This is a genomic window from Vicinamibacterales bacterium (assembly GCA_035699745.1).
GTDB lineage: Bacteria > Acidobacteriota > Vicinamibacteria > Vicinamibacterales > 2-12-FULL-66-21 > JAICSD01.
The window spans coordinates 1-20458 of record DASSPH010000027.1 but is presented as its reverse complement, the minus strand read 5'-3'; the positions used below and the strand labels follow the sequence as shown (position 1 = coordinate 20458).

The following is a 20458-nucleotide window of genomic DNA, read 5'->3' as shown; positions in this document are numbered from 1 at the left end:
CATGAACAGAACATTCATCGCTGCCGCCTCACTCGTTCTCGCCATCGCGGCCTCGAGCGCGCAGGGGCCGGCGGCCACGCCGTACGCGATTCGCGGCGCAAAGATCGTCCCGGTGTCGGGAAGCGAGGTCGCCTCCGGCAACATCGTGATGCGCAACGGGCTGATCGAAGCCGTCGGCGCGAACGTCGCCATCCCGAACGACGCCGTCGTCCTCGACGGCGCCGGGCTCACCGTCTACCCGGGGCTGATCGACATGGGGAACTCGGCGGCCATCGACGCACCGGCCGCGGCCGGTGATGCAGGCGGCGGCCGCGGCGGTCCCGCGGCGGCGCCGGGCCAGTCGCGCGAGTCGCTCGAACGCGCCAAGCGCCTGTCGATCCTGCGGCCGGACTATCAGGCGGCCGAGCATGCGCGGATCGAAGGGCCCGAGCTCACGCGGCTGGCCGCGGCCGGCATCACCAGCGTGCTCGCCACGCCGGGCGGCAACATCTTCCGCGGCCAGAGCGCGCTGGTGAACGTCGTCGCGCCACCCGACGATCCGCAGATCGGCTCGGTCGCCGACATCCGCAGCACGATGACGGTGGTCGAAGCGCCCGTGGCGCTGCACGTCAACTTCAACCCCGGCGGAGGCCCGTATCCGGCCTCGCTGATGGGCGCGATCTCGTTCGTGCGCCAGTCGTTCATGGACGCGGCGTGGCAGCGTCAGGCGCTGAAGTACTACGAGAAGAACCCGGCGATCCCGCGTCCGACGTGGGATCCGGCGCTCAACGGGCTGCTGCCCGCGATCGATCGCCAGATTCCGGTCGCGTTTCAGGCGGACCAGGCGCGCGAAATCGCCCGCGTGCTGCGGCTGGCGAAGGAGCTCAACCTCCGCCCGATCGTCACGGGCGCGCGCGAGGCGGACGAGATGACCGCCGACCTGAAGGGGACCAGCACGCCGGTGATCTATTCGCTGAACTATCCGACGCGTCCGCGCACGCTGCCGCCCGACGCCGACGAGCCGCTCTCGGCGCTCCGCGCCCGCGCCAACGCGCCGAAAGCTCCCGCCGCGCTCAAGAAGGCGGGCGTGACCTTCGCGTTCGAATCCGGCGGTCTGGCGCAGCCGCGCGACTTCGTCCGCAACGCCGCGCGGGCGGTCGCCGCCGGTCTGCCGGCCGACGCGGCGCTGACCGCACTCACGCTGGACGCCGCGAGGATCGCCGGCGCCGCCAATCGCGTCGGTTCGCTGGAGAAGGGCAAGATCGCCAACGTCATCGTCACGACGGGCGACCTGTTCAACGAGACGACCCGGATCCGCTATGTCTTCGTGGACGGCCGGATGGTGAACCTCGAAACCGCCGAGCCTGGCGGCGGCCGCGGCGGCCGAGGCCGCGGTCAGTAACCATTGCAGACCGTCGATTGGCGATTGCCGATCGGCGGTTGCCGATTGGCGATTGTTGATCGACGGATTGCCCATTGTTGATTGGCAATCTCCAATCCCCATTCCGTCGATCACCAATCCGCAATCGGCAACCGTCGATCGGCAATCGCCAATCGCCGGTCTGCAATGTCAGCGGCCCTCGTCAGCCGTCGTCGTAATCTTCTTCGCGGCGGGCTTCGGCTTGGCGCGCTCCTTCAGGTGCTCCTCCATCTTCAGCCGCGGCACCCCGCGCACCATCCACTCCGGCGCCGGCGCGCCCATCAGGTAGTGATCGAAGTACTCCTTCATGCGCGCGGTGTAGTCGCGCTGGTTGGCGCGCTTCGCCAGGCTGTGGTTCTCGCCGACGTACTCGAGCATGATCACCGGCTTCTGCATGCGGCGCAGCGTGTTGAAGTACTCGACCCCCTGCGTGAAGTCCACCGCGCCGTCCTTGTCGTTGTGCAGCATCATCAGCGGCGTCTTCACGTTCTTCGCGAAGAACACCGGCGAGTTGCGGTAGTAGGCGTCCCAGTTGTCCCAGTAGCCGCCCTTGAACCGCCCCTGGCTGCTCTCGAAGATCGCACCGTTCACCCCGCCGCTGTTCTTGTAGACCAGCGAATACATGCTCACCATGTTGGTCAGCGGCGCGCCGGCGACCGCCGCCGCGAAGATGTCGGTCTGCGTGATCAGGAACGCCGTCTGATACCCGCCCCACGAATGGCCGGTGATGCCGATCTTCCTGGGATCGACGATGCCGGTGGCAATCGCGGCCTTGACCGCGGGGACCATGCACCACACCGCCGACATGCCGGGATCGTTCACGCGATACGCGATGTCGGGGACGAGAACGGCGTAGCCGTGGCTGGTGTACACCGATCGATTGAAGCCGTTGGCCGCCGGCGCGGCGAACTGGTTCGCCGTCTGTGACAGCCGCTCGTAGAAGTTGACGACGGTCGGATAGGCGCGGCCCTTCTGGTAGTTGGCCGGCAGGAACAGCGCCGCCTGCAGCTTGTCACCCTTGTCGCTCGTGTAGTTCACGAGCTGCACGCCCGAGGACCACGCGAACCGGGCCAGCTGCGGCCGCTGATCGGTGAGGCGCACGGCGTTCTCGAGCGAGGCGTCGGCGACGTAGTAGTCCGCCGGCTCGAGCGAGGTGCCACGCGTGAACACGTAGGTATCCGCCTTGCGCGCCTTCATCAGCACCGGGTACGAGGCGTCCGCCCAGCCCACGATCTTCACGCCCGTCGCACCGGGATCGAGACGGGCGATGCCGGCCTTCTTGGTCCACTCGCCGTAGGCGCGGAAGAACTGCGGTTTCGACAAGTCGATGCCGCCCTCGCGCTCGTCCGGCGGCTCGACCGCGTAGCGCTGCTGGTAGCGAATGCCTTCCTTCTTGCCGTTCACCGTCAGGTTTACGGCCGCGGCGCCGTCGATCGACACCTTCCAGACGTCCCACGCATCGCTGAGCAGGACCGTCCTGCTGTCGCTCGCCCAGCCGACGGCGTTGATCGGCGGCTTGACGTTGTTGTGGTCGTCTTCGACGTCGACGAACGACACCGGAAGCCCCTGCGTGATGTTCCGGTCCTTGCCGGTTGCAAACGTGAACACGTGGTAGTCGCCGTCGACGTAGTAAAGGAGGTGATTGCCGTCCGGCGACGCGCCGGAGAAGTACCGCAGCCGCGGCACCGCCATCCTGCGCTGACCGGTCTCCAGATCGATCACGAACACGTCCTCGTGGCGGCGTCCGTCGAGGCTGCCCATCAGCTCGTACTCGCGATCGTCGGTGCCGAAGCCCCAGCGGCTCTGCTTCGTCGACACGGTGACGTTGCGCATCGCCTCGTCGGCCAGACGGAGGAACTTCTTCGACGCGACGCGGTACTGCGCCACGTAGTTGAACGCGCGGTCGCGCGCTTCCTGCACCTCCTGCTGCGTCTGCAGGCGCGGATCCTTGTAGTGCCAGAGCACCAGATCCACCTTCTCCTCGGCCGGCTGGGCGTCGCCTCTGCCGCCCGTCTGTGGGCCGCCCGCGGTGTCTTCACCGCTCTCGTCGTCGGTCGACGTCGACGATGGGTCGCGAGGCTGCGGTTCGTAGAGGCCGAAGATCAGTGCCTGCAGGTCGTCCGTCCAGAGCGGGGAGCGATTCGGACTGATCGTCATCCCCCTGGGCACCGAGGCGTCGCCCGCCGGATCGAAGATGGTTCTCTTCGGCGCGCCGCTGCCGACGTCGGTGACGCCGAGAACGGAGTAGAACTTGTCGCGGAAGCCGCGGGTCTCGGTTCCCCGCAGCACGGCGAGCGCATCGGCCTTGTCGCTCCACGTGATGCGCTCGTACGTGGCATTGCTGCTGTCCACGACAGTGACCGTGCCGGTCGTCATGTCGCGGACCTGCAGCCCGTTCCCCGCTTTGTCGGCGGCGTCGATCGCGTAAGCGAGCAGACGGCCGTCCTTGCGGAAGGAGAACTCGCTGACGTTGCCGACGTTCAGTTCCGCCGCGGAGCCGAGATCGCGCAGCAGCAGATCGGTGCCGCGCGGTCGATCGGCCGCGGCATTCCCCGCGCCGCCGCCCGCCCGTCCGCCGCCGGATGCCGCTCCCGCAGCGTTGCCGCCTCCGCCTGCCGGCGGCTCGGGACCGAAGCGATGCAGCGCGATCCAGTTCGCCGACTCCCCCGAAAACGCGAAGCGGCGGATGCGCGGATACTCCTTCTTCTCGCCCGTCGCGAGGTTGACGAGCGTGACGCTCGACTGGACCGGGCGGCGCTGGCGGCGAAGACGCTGCGCCGCCGCGCGTGTCGGATAGGTGGTGAACGCCGCGAACCTGCCGTCATCCGAGAATGCCAAGGTAGAGGCGGCAGCGGCGGCGCCGCGCCCGCCGCCCGCTTCGGGCTGGGGCTGCTCGCCGGCCGGGAAGCGCCACTCCTTGTCGGTGCGCACGCGCGCGAGAACGATTTCCGCGTCCCCTTCCTGTGGCGCGATGCGGTAGCCGAACCATTGCCCGTCCGCCGACAGCACCGTCGAGCCGATCGCCTTCCATGCGATGACGTCCTCGATCTCGATCGGCCGCTTCGCTGCCGGCTGTGTCGCCGCGGGCACGAGATACGGACCGGCGACGAGCACGGCGATGGCGAGCAGGAAACGCGGACGACGCTTGAACATTCGGGCCTCCATGAGCGCGCGCTCGCGCGCCGGGGCCGCATGCTAACAGATCGCCGCGGATTTCGTCCTATACTGCGCGCCTGAATGATCCGCCCCGCTATCTCCCGAATACTCTGTGCGTTGGCGCTGCTGACAACGGTCGCCGCGGCCGCGCGGGCACAGCCCCCGGCGCCCCCGCAGACACCGGCCGAGCGGCAGATGCCGCGCGTGTTTCTCGACTGCAACCGCTGCGACCACGAGTACATCCGCAAGGAGGTCACGTTCGTCGACTACGTGCGCAACCGCGAGGACGCCGACGTCCACGTGCTCGTCACGCTGCAGGACACCGGCGGCGGCGGGCGGCAATGGACCTTGAAGTACATCGGGCTCGGCGAGCATCAGGGCATCGATCTGTCGCTCACCTACAACTCGCCGCAGACGGCAACGCCGGATGAAGTGCGCGCCGGCTTCGTCGAGGTGTTCAAGCGCGGACTCGTCCGCTATGCCCTGAGCACGGCGGTCGGACGCCGCCTGCAGGTCACGCTGAAGAAAGCCGGCGAAGCCGAAGAGGCAAAGCCGGCCGGCGGCGGCGACCCGTGGAACTTCTGGGTCTACCAGGTGTCGGGGAACGGCAATTTCAACGGCGAAGAGTCGTCGAAGGGACGATCGATCAGCGTCTCGTTCGACGCCAACCGCACCACGGATGCATGGCGCACCTCGATCGACGTCGGCGCGCGCTACCGCGACACGAGGTTCGTCCTCGACGACGACGAGGAAGAAGGATCGAGGCGGACGTTCCTCAGCATCCGCCGCGACATGGAAGCGAGCGGCATCCTGGTCAGGAGCCTCACGCAGCACTGGTCGCTTGGAATGATCGGCTCTGCCGAGTCGCAGACGTTCCGCAACTTCACCGCGAACACCCGGTTCGCCCCGGGCATCGAGTACAACTTCTTTCCCTACTCCGAGTCGACGCGGCGGATGCTCACGGTGCAATACACCATCGGCCACGTCTACCACCGCTATCGAGAAGAGACGATCTTCGGAAAGCTGCGCGATCAGCTGATCGACCAGCGGGCCGAAGTGGGCCTGAGCATGAGGCAGCCCTGGGGCAGCGCCAACGCCGAGCTCAAATTCGATCAGTACCTCACCGATCCGTCGAAGTATTCGCTGGGCCTCGAGGGGGGCGCCAACATCCGCGTCTTCAAGGGATTCTCAATCAACTTCTACGGCGAGTTCTCGCGCACCCGCGATCAGATCTACCTGCCGCGCGGCGAAGCGAGCACCGAGGAGATCCTGCTGCGCCAGCGGCAGCTGCTGACCGGCTATCAGTACTACATGAATTTCGGCTTCAGCTACACCTTCGGATCGATCTTCAACAACATCGTCAACCCGCGGTTCGGCGGCGGCGGCTAGGCCGCGGGACGGGACCGCCCGGACGAACTAGACGGCCCGCTCGACGCCGCTGACGCGCCCCTGATCGATGGTGACCACGACATCGGCGAGCTCTTCGGCCTCTTCGCGGTCGTGCGAGACATAGACGATCGGGATCCGCAGCTCGTCGCGCACGCGCAGCAGATACGGCAGGATCCGGCGGCGCAGCGGGACGTCCACGGCGGCGAGCGGCTCGTCGAGCAGCAGCAGCGACGGGCCCGACATCAGCGCGCGTCCGACCGCGACCCGCTGCCGTTCCCCGCCCGAGAGGTCCGTCACGCGCCGCCCGAGCAGCGGCGCAATCTCCAGCATTCCGACGACGCGATCGAGATCGGGCGACAGGCCGGGATGACGGCCGTAGAGCAGATTGCGGCGGACGTCCATGTGCGGGAACAGCGCGACGTCCTGGGGGACGTAGCCGACATGCCGCTTGTGCGCCGGCAGATTGACCCCGGCCTCCGTCGAGAAGAGCACCCGGTCGTCGATGACGATCGAGCCGCGTCGGGGCGTGCGAAGGCCGGCGATGGCGTCGAGGATCGTCGTCTTGCCGGCACCCGATGGACCGAACAGCGCCGCGGCCCGCGCCTCCAGCCGCACCGCCGCCTTCAGTGTGAAGCTGCCCTGCGTCAGCTCGATGTCGAGCGCGATCACGCCGTACCCCCGCGTTCACCCGGCTTCGGCGAAGTCAGCGCGATCAGGACGTTGGCCAGCCACAGCGACGCGAACGCGATCGCAACCGAGATGGCGACCAGCACGAGCGCCTGCGCGTCCTGGCCGGTCTCGGCGTGCGAGTAGATGCCGACGGCAAGCGTACGGGTCACGCCGGGAATGCTGCCGGCGATGACGATCGTTGCGCCGAACTCGCCGAGCGCCCGCGCGAACGCCAGGATCGCGCCGCCCAGGACCGACGGCCAGGCGAGCGGCAGGCTGATGGTGAAGAACACGCGCAGCGGCCGCGCCCCCAGTGTCGCCGCGACCCGCTCGTAGCGCGCGTTCACCTGCTCGAAACCGGCGCGCGCGGTGCGGACGAGCAGCGGGATCCCCATCACCGCCATCGCGAGCACGACACCCTTCCAGGTGAACACGACCTCGATGCCGAGGCGTTCCAGCACCCGGCCCACCGGGCCGCGCCGCCCCAGCAGCATCAACAGCAGCAGGCCGGTCGCGACCGGCGGCATCACCAGCGGAAGAGAGACGATCGTCTCGACCAGCGCGCGCCCCGGAAACGTCCGGCGCGCGAGGACCCAGGCGATGAACACCCCGGCCGGCAGGATCAACAGCGTGGCCGCCGCGGCGCAGGCCACGGTGAACCAGGTGATGTGCCAGACGTCCATGCTCAACCGGCAGGCCTGGCGGTGAACCCGAACCGCGTGAACGTTCGTTCCGCGGTCGCGCTGCGGAGGAACTCGAGGAACCGCGACGCAGCCTGCGCATTCCTCGATCCGCGCACGATGGCGGCCGGATAGACGATCCGCGGACCGCGATCGAGGGGGACCACCCACGCCACCGTCGCTCGCAGGGCGCCGCGCGCGTCAGTTCGATAGACGATCGCGGCGTCGGCCGCACCTGCCTCCACCGCGGCGAGCGCCGCCCTCACGCTTCCCGTCGGCACGATCCGCGGCTGGAGCGCCGCCCACAGTCCCTCCTTCTCCAGATACTGCCGGGCATACACGCCAGCGGGCACCGCGGCCGGATCGCCTATCGCGATGCGGCGAAATGACGGTTCGCCGATCTGCGCGATGCTGGTGAACGTGCGCGGTCGATCCGTCGGCACGACGACGGCGAGCTGGTTGCCGACGAGATCGACCCGCGTGCCCTCCTGGATCAGACCGGCGCCGCGGACGACCTCCATCTGCGCGGCGTCCGCGCTGATGAAGAGATCGACGGGGGCCCCCTGCACGATCTGCCGCGCGAGCACGTTCGACGCGCCGAAGTTGAAGCGCACGCCGCCGCGCGTGCCGGCGGCATACTCCTTCGCGATCGCCGACAGCGCGTCCGTCAGGCTCACGGCCGCCGACACCGTGACGGCAGCCGGCTCAGGAGCGTCCTGCGAGGCCAGGAACAGCACCAGACCGGCGGCGAGCAGCGTTGTGCGCACGCCGCAAGCTTAATACCTGCCGGGGTGGCGGGGGCTAGGGGCCGGCGTGTGGCGGCGGCTCCGCGAATCGCCGCAGCAGGACCAGGGACCAGGCCTGCACGGGCACCTGCTCGCCCGCGGCGAGCTGACGCCCCTTGCGATCGATATCCATGCCGTCGGGAATCTCGCTGGTGTCGATGGCCACCGTCCACTGCTCGCCCCACTTCGACTCCGGCAGGACGAACTCGACGGCGTCGGAGTGGGCGTTGAACATCACGTAGAAACTGTCGTCGACGGTGCGGCGCCCCTGCTCGTCCGGCGTCGCAATCGCGTCGCCGTTGAGGAACACGCCGAGGGACTTGGCAAAGCCCGCCTGCCAGTCCTGCTCCGACATCTCCTTGCCGGCCGGGGTGAACCAGCCGATGTCGCTCACGCTGTTGCCGTGGATCGGACGCCCCTGGAACCAGCGGCGCCGGCAGAACACCGGATGCTGCGAGCGCAGCCGGATCAGGTCGCGCGTGAACGCCAGCAGCCTGCCGTCGGCGTGCGCCCAGTCGTACCACGAAAGCTCGCTGTCCTGGCAGTAGCCGTTGTTGTTGCCGCGCTGCGTTCGGCCGATCTCGTCGCCGCCGCAGAGCATCGGCACGCCCTGCGAGGTGAAGAGCGTCGTCAGGAAGTTGCGCACCTGACGCTCGCGCAGCCGCAGCACGTCGGGATTGTCCGTCGGCCCTTCCGCGCCGCAGTTCCAGGAGCGGTTGTGGCTTTCGCCGTCGCGGTTCTCCTCGCCGTTCGCCTCGTTGTGCTTTTCGTTGTACGACACCAGATCGTGCAGCGTGAACCCGTCGTGCGCGGTGATGAAGTTGATGCTGGCGTAGGGACGCCGCGCCGTGCCCTGGTAGAGATCCGAGCTGCCCGTGAACCGGGATCCGAACTCCGCCAGCGTCTGGTCCGAGCCGCGCCAGAAATCGCGCACCGAGTCGCGGTACTTGCCGTTCCATTCGGACCAGAGCGGCGGAAAGTTGCCGACCTGGTAGCCGCCTTCGCCGACGTCCCACGGCTCGGCGATCAGCTTCACCTTGTTGATCACCGGATCCTGCTGGATGAGATCGAAGAACGATCCCAGACGATCCACGTCGTGCAGCTCGCGCGCGAGCGTCGACGCGAGATCGAAGCGGAACCCGTCGACATGCATCTCGAGCACCCAGTAGCGCAGGCTGTCCATCAGCAGCTGCAGCACGTTCGGGTGCATCATGTTGAGCGTGTTGCCGGTGCCGGTGTAGTCCATGTAGTAGCGGCGGTTGTCCGCCACCGTGCGGTAATACGCGGCGTTGTCGATCCCCTTGAACGACAGCACCGGTCCCAGATGATTCCCCTCGGCGGTGTGGTTGTAGACGACGTCGAGGATCACCTCGATGCCGGCGCGGTGCAGCGACTTCACCACCCCCTTGAACTCCTTCACCTGCTCGCCGCGGGTTCCCGAGCACGCATACTCGTTGTGCGGCGCGAAGTAGCCGATGGAGTTGTAGCCCCAGTAGTTGCGCAGGCCGCGCTCCAGCAGCAGCGAGTCCTGCACGAACTGGTGGACCGGGAGCAGCTCCACCGCGGTCACTCCCAGCTCCCGCAGGTAGGCCACCGCCACCGGATGGGCGAGTCCGCCGTAGGTGCCGCGCAGGTTCTCCGGCAGGTCGGGATGCAGCTTCGTGAACCCCTTGACGTGCGTCTCGTACACGATCGTCTTGTGCCACGGGGTGCGCGGCGGCGCGTCTCCTTCCCAGTCGAAGCCGTCGTCGACGACGATCGACTTGGGCATGAAGCGCGCATTGTCGAGATCGTTCTTCGAGTCGTCCGGCTTGTCGAAGTGGTAGGGGAACATCGCTTCGTTCCACGTCCACTCACCCTGGAACGCTTTCGCGTATGGATCCAGCGACAGCTTGTTGGGATTACACCAGTGCCCCTGATCCGGCGCCCACGGCCCGTGCACGCGGTAGCCATACCGCTGCCCCGCCTTGATCCCGGGCAGATAGGCATGCCAGCAGAGCGCGGTGAACTCCGGGAGCGTGACGCGGGTCTCCCGCCCCTCGTCGTCGAACAGGCAAAGCTCGACCTTGGTGGCGACCTCCGAAAACAACGAAAAATTGGTTCCGTTCCCGTCGTAAGTGGCGCCCAGCGGGAGCGGCTGTCCTGGCCAGATCTGCATCGCGGGCTGAGCTATGGCAAGGGGCGTGCCCGGGCCGTTCTCGGAGGGGGGCGGCGATTCGGGTAAGCTTCCGGCGTATGAAAAAGCTCGTTTTCTCGATCGCGCTCGTCGCGTTCGCCTCTGCGCCCGCGCACCGCGCCATGCAGACGCGCGACAGCGTATCGTCCAGGGACGGCCTCGTCGTGTGTACGTCAGCGCCCGCCTGTGACGCCGGCGCCGCCATCCTCGCCAGGGGCGGCAACGCGGTGGACGCGGCGGTCGCGACGGCATTCGCCCTGGCGGTGACGCTGCCCAGCGCCGGCAACATCGGGGGCGGTGGCTTCATGGTCGTGCGGCGCCCCGACGGGGACGTGACGACATTCGATTACCGCGAGAAGGCGCCGTTGAAGGCGACGCGGACGATGTACATGAAGGATGGCAAGGTGGTGCCGGCCCTGACCAATGCCGGCTACCTGGCCCCAGGCGTACCGGGCAGCGTCCGCGGTCTTGCGCTCGCGCACAAGCGGTTCGGGAAGCTGCCGTGGAAGGACGTGGTGATGCCGGGGGTGCGGCTCGCCGAGGAAGGGTTCGCGATGTCGGCGGCGCTGGCGCGCGGCCTCAACTCCCAGGTGTCGGGCGCGATGGGGAAGTTCCCGGCGTCGGTCGCCGCATACGGCAAGCCGGGCGGCGGCGCCTGGAGCGGCGGCGATCGCCTCGTGCTCACCGACCTGGGCAAGACCCTGCGCGCGATTGCCACCGACGGGCCGGACGCCTTCTACACCGGCTGGATCGCGGATCGCATCGCCGACGACATGGCGGCAAACGGCGGACTGATCACGAAGGCCGATCTCGCCGCCTACGAGGCCAAGGAGCGCGCACCGGTGAAGGGCACGTTCCGAGGCTTCGACATCATCTCCATGGGGCCGCCGAGCTCCGGCGGTGTCGCGCTGATCCAGATGCTCAACATGCTGGAGCACTTCGATTTGAAGGCGAAGGGAGCGGCCTCAGCCGAGGCGCGCCATCTCGAGATCGAGGCCATGCGGCGCGCGTATCTCGATCGGGCGCGGCACCTCGGCGATCCGGACTTCGTGCAGGTGCCGCTCGCCCGTCTGCTCTCGAAGGATTATGCGAAGACGCTCGCGGCGACGATCGATCCGGCAAAGGCCAGCAGCAGCGTGGAGCTCGGCAGGGACATCGTCACCACCACGGCGCAGGAAGCCGACGAGACGACGCACTACTCCGTTATCGACAAGGACGGGATGGCGGTGAGCACCACCACCACGCTCGAGGGCGGCTATGGCTCCCGCGTCGTGGTGAAAGGAGCGGGATTCCTGCTCAACAACGAGATGGGGGACTTCAACAAGAACCCCGGGATCACGCTGCCCGACGGGACGATCGGCACGCCGGCGAACCTGATCGATCCGGGCAAGCGGATGCTCAGCTCCATGACGCCGACGATCGTGGCGCGCAACGGCAGGGTCGTGCTCATCACCGGATCGCCGGGCGGCCGGACGATCATCAACACCGTGTTCAACGTGGTGCTCAACGTGACCGAATTCGGCATGGACGTGCGCGCGGCGGTGGACGGGGCGCGGATGCACCATCAGTGGCTGCCCGATCAGGCGACCATCGAGCGCTCCGGCGCCGCGGACGGCCTGCTTGCGAGTCTGCAGAAGATGGGGCACACGGTGAAGACGGGGACGAGCCAGGGAGACGCCAACTCGATCGGCGTCGATGCCGCCGGCGTGGCGTGGGGGGCGGCGGACAGCCGCAGCCCCGACGGCAAGGCGTCCCCCGGCTTGACTTCGGCGGCATCGAAGCAATAGTCTGCTTGGGATGTTCCGTCTGGCGCACCATCACCGGCACCACCACACCTGCTTCGGCGGGCCGGTCGAGTTGCGCCACTGATCATCTAGGAACACCAAGCGCTTTCTCGAAGCCCCGCCGATTCATGTCGGCGGGGCTTTTTGTTTCTGGGGCCACGGATTACACCGATTACACGGATGTACGCATGGATTTTTCGAAGCTCTCCGGGTTGATTCCCGCGGTCGTGCAGGACGAGACGTCGGGTGAAGTGCTGATGGTGGGGTTCATGAACGAAGAGGCGCTGGCGCGCACGCGGGCGACGGGCTTCGCGACCTTCTTCAGCCGCACGCGCAACGCGCTCTGGACGAAGGGGGAGACGTCCGGCAACCGGCTGCAGGTCTCGGAACTGCTCGTCGACTGCGACGACGATACCGTGCTGCTGCGGGTCAAGCGTCTGGGCGACGGCAACGTGTGCCACACCGGCGAGCGCACGTGCTTCAGGAAGGTGGAATAGGTCGTGGCGCGGCTCAGACTCGGAATTCCCAAAGGATCGCTGCAGGACGCGACGCTGCAGCTCTTCGCGCGCGCCGGCTTCAACATCTACGCGAGCACCCGGTCGTACTTTCCCAGCATCGACGACCCGGAGATCGAGTGCATGCTCATTCGTGCGCAGGAGATGGCGCGCTACGTCGCGGACGGCGTGCTCGACGCGGGCCTGACCGGCCTCGACTGGGTGGCGGAGCACGCCGCCTCGAACGGCGGCCAGTCGGGCGTCGTCCCGCTCGCCGATCTCGTGTACGCGAAGCAGAGCTTCGGCAAGGTGCGATGGGTGCTGGCGGTTCCGGAGGATTCGCGGTACCGGTCGCCGCAGGATCTCGAGGGTGCGACGGTCGCAACCGAACTGGTGAAGGCGACCGAGGCGTACTTCGCGCGGCTGGGGGTGAACGTCAAGGTGGAGTTCTCCTGGGGCGCCACCGAGGTGAAGCCGCCGACGCTGGCGGACGCGATCGTCGAGGTCACCGAAACCGGTTCGTCGCTTCGCGCCAACCGCCTCCGGATCATCGACACGGTCGTCGAATCCAATACCCAGCTGATCGCGAATCCCGAGGCGCTCGCCGATGCGTGGAAGGCGACGAAACTCGACAACATCGCGCTGCTGCTGCGCGCCGCGATCGAGGCGCAGGGGCGCGTGGGGATCATGCTCAACGTCCGCCGCGACGATCTCGAGCGGGTGCTGTCGCTGCTGCCGGCGCTGCAGCGGCCGACGATCTCGCCGCTGAGCGACGCCGGATGGGTGGCGGTGAACACGATCATCGAGGAGCGCACCGTGCGCGACCTGATTCCGCGGCTCAAGGCTGCGAGCGCGCAGGGCATCGTCGAGTACCCGCTGAACAAGATCGTGCTCTAGATTTGGAAATCTGGAAATTTGGAAATTTGGAAATCTGGAAATCTGAATGCGGATCGTTGAAAGCTCCGACGCGGGAACGGTCGCCAGCCTGCTGGATCGGGCGCCGCGGCGCGACGTCGCGCTGGAGCGGCGCGTGGCGCGTATCGTGACCACGGTGCGGCACGGCGGCGACCGGGCGCTGCTCACCTATGCGCGCCGGTTCGATCGGCTGACGCAGCCGATCGACGTGCCACCAGAAGAGATGCGCGACGCGGCGACGGCGGTGACACCCGACGTCCGGGAGGCCATCAGGGTGGCGGCCGGGCACATCGCCGGCGTCGCGCGGCGGCAACTGCCGCGCGGATGGACGACCCGGCCGGCGCCGGGAATCACCATCGAACAGCGCGTGACGCCGCTCGATCGCGTCGGCTGCTACGTCCCCGGCGGGCGCTATCCGCTGCCCTCGTCCCTGCTCATGACCGCGATTCCGGCGCGCGTCGCCGGGGCGCGCGAGATCATCGCGGCGTGCCCGCGGCCGGATGCCACGGTGTGTGCCGCGGCGCTCGAAGCCGGCGTCACCCGTCTCTTGAGGATCGGCGGCGCGCACGCGATTGCCGCGCTCGCCTACGGCACCGAGACGATCCCCAAGGTCGACAAGATTGTCGGACCGGGCAACGCCTACGTCGCCGCGGCGAAGGCGTTCGTCGCGGCGGACTGCGCGATCGATTTCTTCGCCGGTCCGAGCGAGATTCTGGTGCTGTCGACCACCGGGCGTCCGGCGTGGATTGCGGCGGACCTCCTCGCCCAGGCCGAGCACGACGAGCACGCGCGCGCGGTGTTCGTCACGCCGGACCGGCGCCTCGCGCGGCAGGTCGCGGACGAGATCGCGCGGCGGATGCCCGAGGACGGACCGGCCGCCGCTGCGCTGCAGCGCAACGGCGCCATCGTGGTCACGCGGTCGCTCGACGAGGCGGTGGCGCTCAGCGAACGAATGGCGCCGGAGCACGCGGTGTGCGACACGCCGGCGGTGGCGCGGCGGCTGCGGCGCGCCGGAACGATCTTCGTCGGCGACTACAGCGCGCAGGCGGCGGGCGATTACGCCACCGGATCGAATCACGTGCTGCCCACCAGCGGCGCGGCGGCGGCGCGTGGCGGGTTGAGCGCGGCGGATTTCGTCAGGGTCTCGACGATCCAGCAGCTCACGCGCGCCGGACTGAAGCGCATCGCGCCGACGGCGGTGGCGCTCGCGGAGGCAGAGGGGCTGCACGGGCACGCCGCCTCGATCCGCCTTCGTCAGACCGATGCGCCATCGGCACCGCGAACGAGAGACGCGAGAGGGCGTGCATGACCATGAGACTGCATTTGAACGAGAACACCGCGGGCTGCTCGCCCGCCGTCCTGGAGGCCTTGCGCGCCCTCACCCGCCAGGACGCGGGCTTCTACCCCGATTACGACGAGGCGCGCGCGGCGGTCGCGGCCTGCTTCGGCGTCTCTCCGGATCACGTCCTCCTGACCAACGGCCTCGACGAGGGAATACTCGCGGCCGCCGGCGCGGCGCTGCGCGAGCGCACCGCCGCGGTGCCGAACGCCGTCGGCGTCGAACCGGCGTTCGACATGTACGAAGTGTGCACGACCGCGCTCGGCGGACGCATGGTCACGGTGCCGCTCGGCGAGGGGTTCACGCTGGACACCGCCGCCGTCCGCGCGGCGGTGACGAACGAGACGCGGATCGTCTTCCTCGCCAATCCGCACAACCCGAGCGGCGTCGCCTGCCGCCTGAGCGACCTGCGAGACCTCGCATCCGCCATCGCGCCGGTGACGCTCTTCGTCGACGAAGCGTACGCGGACTTCTCGGGCGAGACCCTGATCGATCCCGACACGTTCCGCCACGCTCCGAACCTGGTGGTCGGACGGACGTTCTCGAAGGCCTACGGCATCGCCGGCCTGCGCGCCGGCGCGGTGATCGGTGCGCCGTCGACGCTCGGGCCGATCGCCCGGGTCGTTCCACCCTACAGCCTCAATGCCTGGGCGGCCGCCGCCCTGCCGGTGGCCGTCGCCGACCGTGCCTATCGCGACTGGTATCTCGAGCAGTCGGCCGCCTCGCGCGGTCTGCTGCAGGCCGCCTGCGAGCGGCTCGGTCTCGAGACCTGGCCGAGCCGCGCGAACTTCCTGCTGATCCGGGTCCGCGAGCCGACCGGCGACATCGTCTCGGCGCTCGCCTCGCGCGGCGTCGTCGTCCGCGACCGATCGCGGGAGCGCGGCTGCGAGCGCTGCATCCGCGTCACCGCCGGCCTCGTCGACGACACCCGGCGCGCCGCCGCCGCGCTGGAGGAGGTGTTGTGCGCCGCGCGGTGATCACGCGCGACACGCGCGAGACGTCGATTGCGCTGAAGCTCACCGTCGAAGGGCGCGGCAGGTACGACGTCACCACCGGTATCCGTTTTCTCGATCACATGCTCGAGCTGGTTGCCCGGCACGGCGCCTTCGACCTCACCATCCGCGCCGCCGGCGATCTCGACGTCGATCAGCACCACACGGTGGAAGACCTGGGGATCGCGCTCGGCGAGGCGGTCTCGAAGGCGATCGGCACCCGGCGCGGCATCAATCGCGCCGGGTACTTCGTCATGCCGATGGACGAGACGCTCGCGGTTGCCGCCATCGATCTGAGCGGCCGGCCTCACGCGGTGGTCGACCTGAAGCTCGCGGTCGACCGCGTCGGCGATCTGCAGTCGGAACTGGTGCAGGACTTCTTCGAAGGATTCGCCCAGGGGGCGCGCGCGAACGTGCACGTCAAGGTGCTGTACGGACGCTCCAGCCACCACCAGGTCGAAGCGATATTCAAGGCCTTCGCCCGGGCGCTCCGCGTCGCCTGCTCGCGCGACCGTCAGCTCGGTCGGGCGCTGCCGTCGACCAAGGGTCTGCTGTGAACATCGCGGTCATCGATTACGGCGCCGGAAATCTGACGTCGGTGCTCAAGGGACTTCGCGCTGCGGGCGCGGCCCCGACAGTGACGTCCGATCCGGACGACGTCGCAGGCGCCGGCGCGATCGTCGTTCCCGGGGTCGGCCATTTCGGCGCGACCGCGGCGATCGGCGCCGAGCTGCGCGCGTCGCTGCTGCGCGCGGCCGCCGCCGGCACGCCGCTGCTCGGCATCTGCCTCGGCCTGCAGTTCCTCTTCGAAGGCAGCGTCGAGGCTCCCGGCATTCCTGGCCTCGCGCTCCTGCGCGGCGAGTGTTTCCTCCTGCCGCCGGCCGACGGCGTCAAGATCCCGCACGTCGGCTGGAACACGCTGGCGCGGCGGAACGCCTCGCGCCTGCTGAGCGACGCCGATGACGGGGCGCAGGTGTACTTCACCCATTCGTACGCCGCGCCGGTCACCGGGGCGACCACCGCGTCGTGCGAGCATGGCGCCACGTTCGCCGCCGTAGTCGAGCGCGGCAACCTCTTCGGCGTGCAGTTCCACCCCGAGAAGTCAGGCGATGCCGGACTTCGCATCCTTCGCGCCTTCGTGTCGTCATGCTGAGCCGCCGGCTCATCGCCTGCCTCGACGTCCGCAACGGCTGCGTCGTGAAAGGGGTGCAGTTCGAGGACCTCGCGGATGCCGGCGATCCGGCCGCGCTCGCCCGCCGCTACAACCGCGAAGGGATCGACGAGCTGGTGATCCTCGACGTCACCGCCACGATCGAGAACCGGCGCGCGCTGGAAGACACGCTGCGCAAGGTCTCCGCGGAGCTCTTCATCCCGCTGGCGGTGGGGGGCGGCATTCGATCCGAGGCGGACGCCGCCGCCGCGCTCGATGCCGGCGCCGACAAGGTCGCGCTCAACAGCGCGGCGCTGGCGGAGCCGTCGCTGCTCACGCGCCTCGCGTCGCGCTACGGATCGCAGGCGATCGTGACCGCCATCGACGCCAAGCGCAGCGGCGATCGCTTCGACGTCTTCGCCCGCAGCGGCCGCGCCGCCACCGGGCGTGAGGCGGTGGAGTGGGCGCGCGAAGCCGCGGATCGCGGCGCCGGCGAGATCCTCCTGACCTCGATCGATCGCGACGGCACGCGCCAGGGATTCGACTGCGCGCTGACCGCGGCAGTGGCCGGCGCGGTGCCGATCCCGGTGATTGCCTCCGGCGGCGCTGGCACGTTCGAGCACTTCCATGAGGTGTTCACCGCCGGCCGCGCCGACGCGGCGCTCGCCGCCTCGGTGTTTCACTTCTCCGAGCACGCCGTCGCGGAGCTGAAGGCGTACCTGCGCGGCCGCGGCATTCCGGTACGACTCTGATGCTGATTCCTTCGATCGATCTCCAGGGCGGACGCATCGTCCAGCTCGTCCAGGGTGAGAAGCTGGCTGTGGAGACCGACGACTTCGACGGCTGGATCGCACGCTTCCAGCGCTTCCCGAAAGTGCAGCTGATCGATCTCGACGCCGCCAAGAACGCCGGCGACAACAGCGCCATCGTCACGTCGATCTGCGGCCGGCTGCCGTGCCGCGTCGGCGGCGGCATTCGAACGATCGCGCGGGCGCGCTCGGTGCTGGATGCCGGCGCGCGCAAGGTCATCATCGGCTCGTCGCTGTTCCGGGACGGCGCGATCGATGTCCCGTTTGCAGAGACGCTGGCCGCTCGACTCACGCCCGACCGCCTCATCGCCGCCGTGGACGCGAGGGGGGGCTGCGTCGCCATCGACGGGTGGCGCACGCGCCTGTCGATCACGCCGGTGGAGGCGGTGCGCCGGCTCGAACCGTACTTCGCCGAGTTCCTGTTCACGAACGTCGACGTCGAGGGACTGATGCAGGGGCTCGATCGCAAGGCGGTGCTCGCGGTCCGCGACGCCACCTCCCGGGCCGTCACCGCCGCGGGCGGGGTCACCACCGAGGACGACGTGGACTGGCTCGAGAGCGTCGGCGTGGACGCGGTCGCCGGCATGGCGATCTACACCGGCCGGCTGAAAATATGATCTCCTGAACCCCGGGAGGCTACGAACGTTTCGCGGAACCGCCCCGTCTAAGCGAACGGCGAGGAGATTTCGCGATGAAAATGCCCCAGATTTCGACATGTGCGCTGGCCGGACTGCTGGCCGTGGCCGGCCCCGCGCTGGCCCAGCAGGAGACCGAGCGCGTGGATCGCACCGCGTCCATTCGCGCCGGCGGCGAGCTCAGGATCAGGAACTTTTCCGGCACCGTGACGATCACCGCGTCGCGCCGCGGCGACATCGCGATCCAGGCGATTCGCCGCGCGCCCCGCGAGCGCCTCGAGAACATCAAGCTCGAGGTGAGAGAGACGGGCAGCGGCGTGACCATCGAGGCGAACCGCAAGTCCGAGGCCTGGAGAGATCGCGACGATCGAGGGCGCGATCGCAGTGACGTCGTCGAGACCCAGCTCGACATCCAGGTGCCTGAAGACGTGACGCTCGACGTCGACGTGTTCTCCAGCGATATCAGAGTCTCGGGTGTCACCGGCCGGCAGAAGCTCCACACGTTCTCCGGCGACATCGAGGTGACCGGCGCGACCGGATCGATCGAGGCGGAAACGTTCAGCGGGGACATCGAGCTGACGCTCGCACAGGGCGCGGGCGGCCGCGTCGACTTCGACAGCTTCAGCGGCTCGCTCCGCAGCGACGTCGACATCGCCACCCGGTCGTCCCGCCGGAACCGCGTGTCCGGAACGATCGGCAGCGGCGGCGGCAACGACTACCGGTTCAAGACCTTCTCGGGCGACGCGAGAATCAGGTAAGGATCGGGTGATCGGGTGATCGGGTGATCGGGTGATCGGGTGATCGCCCGATCGCCCGATCGCCCGATCACCCGATAGAATGCCCTGATGCGGCTGCGGCTCGCCCTCGCCCTCCCTTTCCTTCTCGCCCTCTCCGCCTGCTCTCGCCCGTCACCCATCTTTTCTCTCGAGAACGCCCGCGCGCACGTGCGGATGCTGGCGGACACGATCGGCAGCCGTCCGATCGGCACGCCGGCGAATGCCCGCGCGCGGCAGTACGTCGTCGACCAGCTGCGGCTGTTCGGCTACGACGTGCGGGTGCAGGACGTCGACGCGCGGCGGCCGGAGGTGGGCTACACGGCGAGGGTCGCGAACATCATCGCCGTCAAGGCCGGACCTGATCGCAACGCAATCGGGCTGCTCTCCCATTACGACTCCGCACCGGAAGCGCCCGGCGGAGCCGACGACGGCCTCGGCGTCGCGGTATCGCTGGAAGCGGCGCGCGTGCTGGGGGCGCGCGCCGATCGCCGCCATACGCTGTTCGTGCTCGTCACCGACGGCGAGGAGTCGGGCCTGATGGGAGCGGCGGGCCTCGTCACCGACCGCGACGTGATGGACCGGCTGAACGCGTACGTGAACGTCGAGGCGACGGGATCGGCCGGAACGGCGCTGCTGTTCGAGACCGGCCCGGCCAATCCCTGGGTGGTCAGGCCATGGGCGCGATCGGCGCCGCACCCGCGCGGCGGATCGTTCGCGATCGAGATCTATCGGCGCCTGCCGAACGACACCGACTTCTCCATTCTGAAGCGTCACGACGTCCCCGGTTTGAACTTCGCCGCGGTTGGCGACAGCTACGCGTACCACACCGCGCGCGACACGGCGGACCGGCTGACCGACGAGGCGCTGCGGACGACGGGGGAGAACGTCGTGCAGACCGTCATCGCGATGGACGGTCTCGACCTGCGCACCCGCACCGGCGGCGAGGCGACGTACTTCGACGTCGGCCGCACCGCCGCGCTGTCGTGGGGACCGATGGCCGCGTGGTTCATCGCGGTCGCGTCGCTGATCTGCGGCCTGCTGGCGTGGTTCAGGGTGCTCGGCGCCAGCGTTCGTCTCGTCGGCCTTGGACGCTGGATCTTCGAGGCGGTCTGGGCGCTGTTCGGCGTCGCGTTCGTCGCCGCCGCGATGGTCGGCTCCGTCTGGGCGCTGCGCTACGCACGCGAGGTGTATCACCCGTGGTACGCGCATCCCGATCGGCTGTTCCTGATGCTGCTGGCGATCGGCACGCTTGCCGGATGGCTGATCGTCCGGCTCGGCGCGATCCTGCCGCGGCGCGCGCACGGCGCGCG

18 protein-coding genes are annotated in these 20458 nt (G+C 68.8%); 13 read left to right on the top strand and 5 right to left on the bottom strand.

Annotation, left to right across the window (positions count from 1 at the left end):
* Nucleotide 1 precedes the first annotated feature (1 nt).
* Entirely contained in the window at nt 2-1381 is a 1380-nt protein-coding gene (locus VFK57_04970) for an amidohydrolase family protein (protein HET7695039.1), read from the top strand.
* Between the two features lie 168 nt (nt 1382-1549).
* Here VFK57_04970 and VFK57_04965 read toward each other — a convergent pair whose 3' ends face one another.
* Complete coding sequence (locus tag VFK57_04965; protein ID HET7695038.1) at nt 1550-4552, bottom strand: prolyl oligopeptidase family serine peptidase; 3003 nt, start codon at nt 4550-4552, stop codon at nt 1550-1552.
* Nucleotides 4553-4672: 120 nt separating this feature from the next.
* On the opposite strand from VFK57_04965, the gene VFK57_04960 reads away from it, so the two are divergent.
* Nucleotides 4673-5944: a DUF481 domain-containing protein gene (locus VFK57_04960; GenBank protein ID HET7695037.1), complete on the top strand. Its 1272-nt coding sequence runs from the start codon at nt 4673-4675 to the stop codon at nt 5942-5944.
* 27 nt (nt 5945-5971) lie between these two features.
* On the opposite strand, the gene VFK57_04955 is transcribed toward VFK57_04960, so the two are convergent.
* The 4 genes from VFK57_04955 to glgX are packed head-to-tail and all read right to left on the bottom strand — an operon-like array spanning nt 5972 to nt 10236.
* The gene (locus VFK57_04955) at nt 5972-6613 is read right to left on the bottom strand and encodes an ATP-binding cassette domain-containing protein (GenBank protein HET7695036.1); all 642 of its coding nucleotides are present in this window, start codon (nt 6611-6613) and stop codon (nt 5972-5974) included.
* Nucleotides 6610-7296, bottom strand: a complete 687-nt coding sequence (gene modB / locus VFK57_04950; protein HET7695035.1) for a molybdate ABC transporter permease subunit — start codon at nt 7294-7296, stop codon at nt 6610-6612. The genes VFK57_04955 and modB overlap by 4 nt, the downstream gene beginning before the upstream one ends.
* A gap of 2 nt (nt 7297-7298) precedes the next feature.
* On the bottom strand, nt 7299-8060 hold the full coding sequence (gene modA, locus VFK57_04945) for a molybdate ABC transporter substrate-binding protein (GenBank protein ID HET7695034.1): 762 nt from the start codon (nt 8058-8060) through the stop codon (nt 7299-7301).
* A 34-nt stretch (nt 8061-8094) separates the two neighbouring features.
* Entirely contained in the window at nt 8095-10236 is a 2142-nt protein-coding gene (glgX, locus tag VFK57_04940; GenBank protein HET7695033.1) for a glycogen debranching protein GlgX, read from the bottom strand.
* Between the two features lie 77 nt (nt 10237-10313).
* Here glgX and ggt point away from each other — a divergent pair, with 77 nt between their 5' ends.
* From ggt to VFK57_04885, 11 genes are all read left to right on the top strand, one after another.
* A complete protein-coding gene (ggt, locus tag VFK57_04935) occupies nt 10314-12041 on the top strand; it encodes a gamma-glutamyltransferase (GenBank protein ID HET7695032.1) in 1728 nt (575 codons plus the stop codon).
* Between the two features lie 185 nt (nt 12042-12226).
* The gene (hisI, locus tag VFK57_04930; GenBank protein HET7695031.1) at nt 12227-12535 is read left to right on the top strand and encodes a phosphoribosyl-AMP cyclohydrolase; all 309 of its coding nucleotides are present in this window, start codon (nt 12227-12229) and stop codon (nt 12533-12535) included.
* A 3-nt stretch (nt 12536-12538) separates the two neighbouring features.
* A complete protein-coding gene (gene hisG, locus VFK57_04925) occupies nt 12539-13429 on the top strand; it encodes an ATP phosphoribosyltransferase (GenBank protein HET7695030.1) in 891 nt (296 codons plus the stop codon).
* Between the two features lie 46 nt (nt 13430-13475).
* Nucleotides 13476-14756, top strand: a complete 1281-nt coding sequence (hisD, locus tag VFK57_04920; GenBank protein ID HET7695029.1) for a histidinol dehydrogenase — start codon at nt 13476-13478, stop codon at nt 14754-14756.
* Complete coding sequence (locus tag VFK57_04915) at nt 14753-15763, top strand: histidinol-phosphate transaminase (GenBank protein ID HET7695028.1); 1011 nt, start codon at nt 14753-14755, stop codon at nt 15761-15763. The genes hisD and VFK57_04915 overlap by 4 nt, the downstream gene beginning before the upstream one ends.
* On the top strand, nt 15748-16335 hold the full coding sequence (gene hisB, locus VFK57_04910; protein ID HET7695027.1) for an imidazoleglycerol-phosphate dehydratase HisB: 588 nt from the start codon (nt 15748-15750) through the stop codon (nt 16333-16335). The genes VFK57_04915 and hisB overlap by 16 nt, the downstream gene beginning before the upstream one ends.
* Nucleotides 16332-16931, top strand: a complete 600-nt coding sequence (gene hisH / locus VFK57_04905) for an imidazole glycerol phosphate synthase subunit HisH (protein ID HET7695026.1) — start codon at nt 16332-16334, stop codon at nt 16929-16931. Before hisB ends, hisH begins: the two co-directional genes overlap by 4 nt.
* Nucleotides 16925-17680 (top strand): imidazole glycerol phosphate synthase subunit HisF, encoded by a 756-nt coding sequence (hisF, locus tag VFK57_04900; protein HET7695025.1) that lies wholly within the window; start codon nt 16925-16927, stop codon nt 17678-17680. Before hisH ends, hisF begins: the two co-directional genes overlap by 7 nt.
* On the top strand, nt 17680-18354 hold the full coding sequence (locus tag VFK57_04895; protein ID HET7695024.1) for a HisA/HisF-related TIM barrel protein: 675 nt from the start codon (nt 17680-17682) through the stop codon (nt 18352-18354). Before hisF ends, VFK57_04895 begins: the two co-directional genes overlap by 1 nt.
* Before the next feature lie 74 nt (nt 18355-18428).
* Nucleotides 18429-19130, top strand: a complete 702-nt coding sequence (locus VFK57_04890; protein ID HET7695023.1) for a DUF4097 family beta strand repeat-containing protein — start codon at nt 18429-18431, stop codon at nt 19128-19130.
* A gap of 87 nt (nt 19131-19217) precedes the next feature.
* The coding region (locus tag VFK57_04885; GenBank protein ID HET7695022.1) for a M28 family peptidase at nt 19218-20458 on the top strand (1241 nt) is incomplete at its 3' end.

Coding starts and splice junctions, on each gene's coding strand:
- VFK57_04970 (HET7695039.1), top strand. CDS start 2: ATGAACAGAACATTCATCGCTGCCGCCTCACTCGTTCTCGCCATCGCG.
- VFK57_04965 (HET7695038.1), bottom strand. CDS start 4,552: ATGTTCAAGCGTCGTCCGCGTTTCCTGCTCGCCATCGCCGTGCTCGTC.
- modB (HET7695035.1), bottom strand. CDS start 7,296: ATGGACGTCTGGCACATCACCTGGTTCACCGTGGCCTGCGCCGCGGCG.
- glgX (HET7695033.1), bottom strand. CDS start 10,236: ATGCAGATCTGGCCAGGACAGCCGCTCCCGCTGGGCGCCACTTACGAC.
- ggt (HET7695032.1), top strand. CDS start 10,314: ATGAAAAAGCTCGTTTTCTCGATCGCGCTCGTCGCGTTCGCCTCTGCG.
- hisI (HET7695031.1), top strand. CDS start 12,227: ATGGATTTTTCGAAGCTCTCCGGGTTGATTCCCGCGGTCGTGCAGGAC.
- hisD (HET7695029.1), top strand. CDS start 13,476: ATGCGGATCGTTGAAAGCTCCGACGCGGGAACGGTCGCCAGCCTGCTG.
- VFK57_04915 (HET7695028.1), top strand. CDS start 14,753: ATGACCATGAGACTGCATTTGAACGAGAACACCGCGGGCTGCTCGCCC.
- hisF (HET7695025.1), top strand. CDS start 16,925: ATGCTGAGCCGCCGGCTCATCGCCTGCCTCGACGTCCGCAACGGCTGC.
- VFK57_04895 (HET7695024.1), top strand. CDS start 17,680: ATGCTGATTCCTTCGATCGATCTCCAGGGCGGACGCATCGTCCAGCTC.
- VFK57_04890 (HET7695023.1), top strand. CDS start 18,429: ATGAAAATGCCCCAGATTTCGACATGTGCGCTGGCCGGACTGCTGGCC.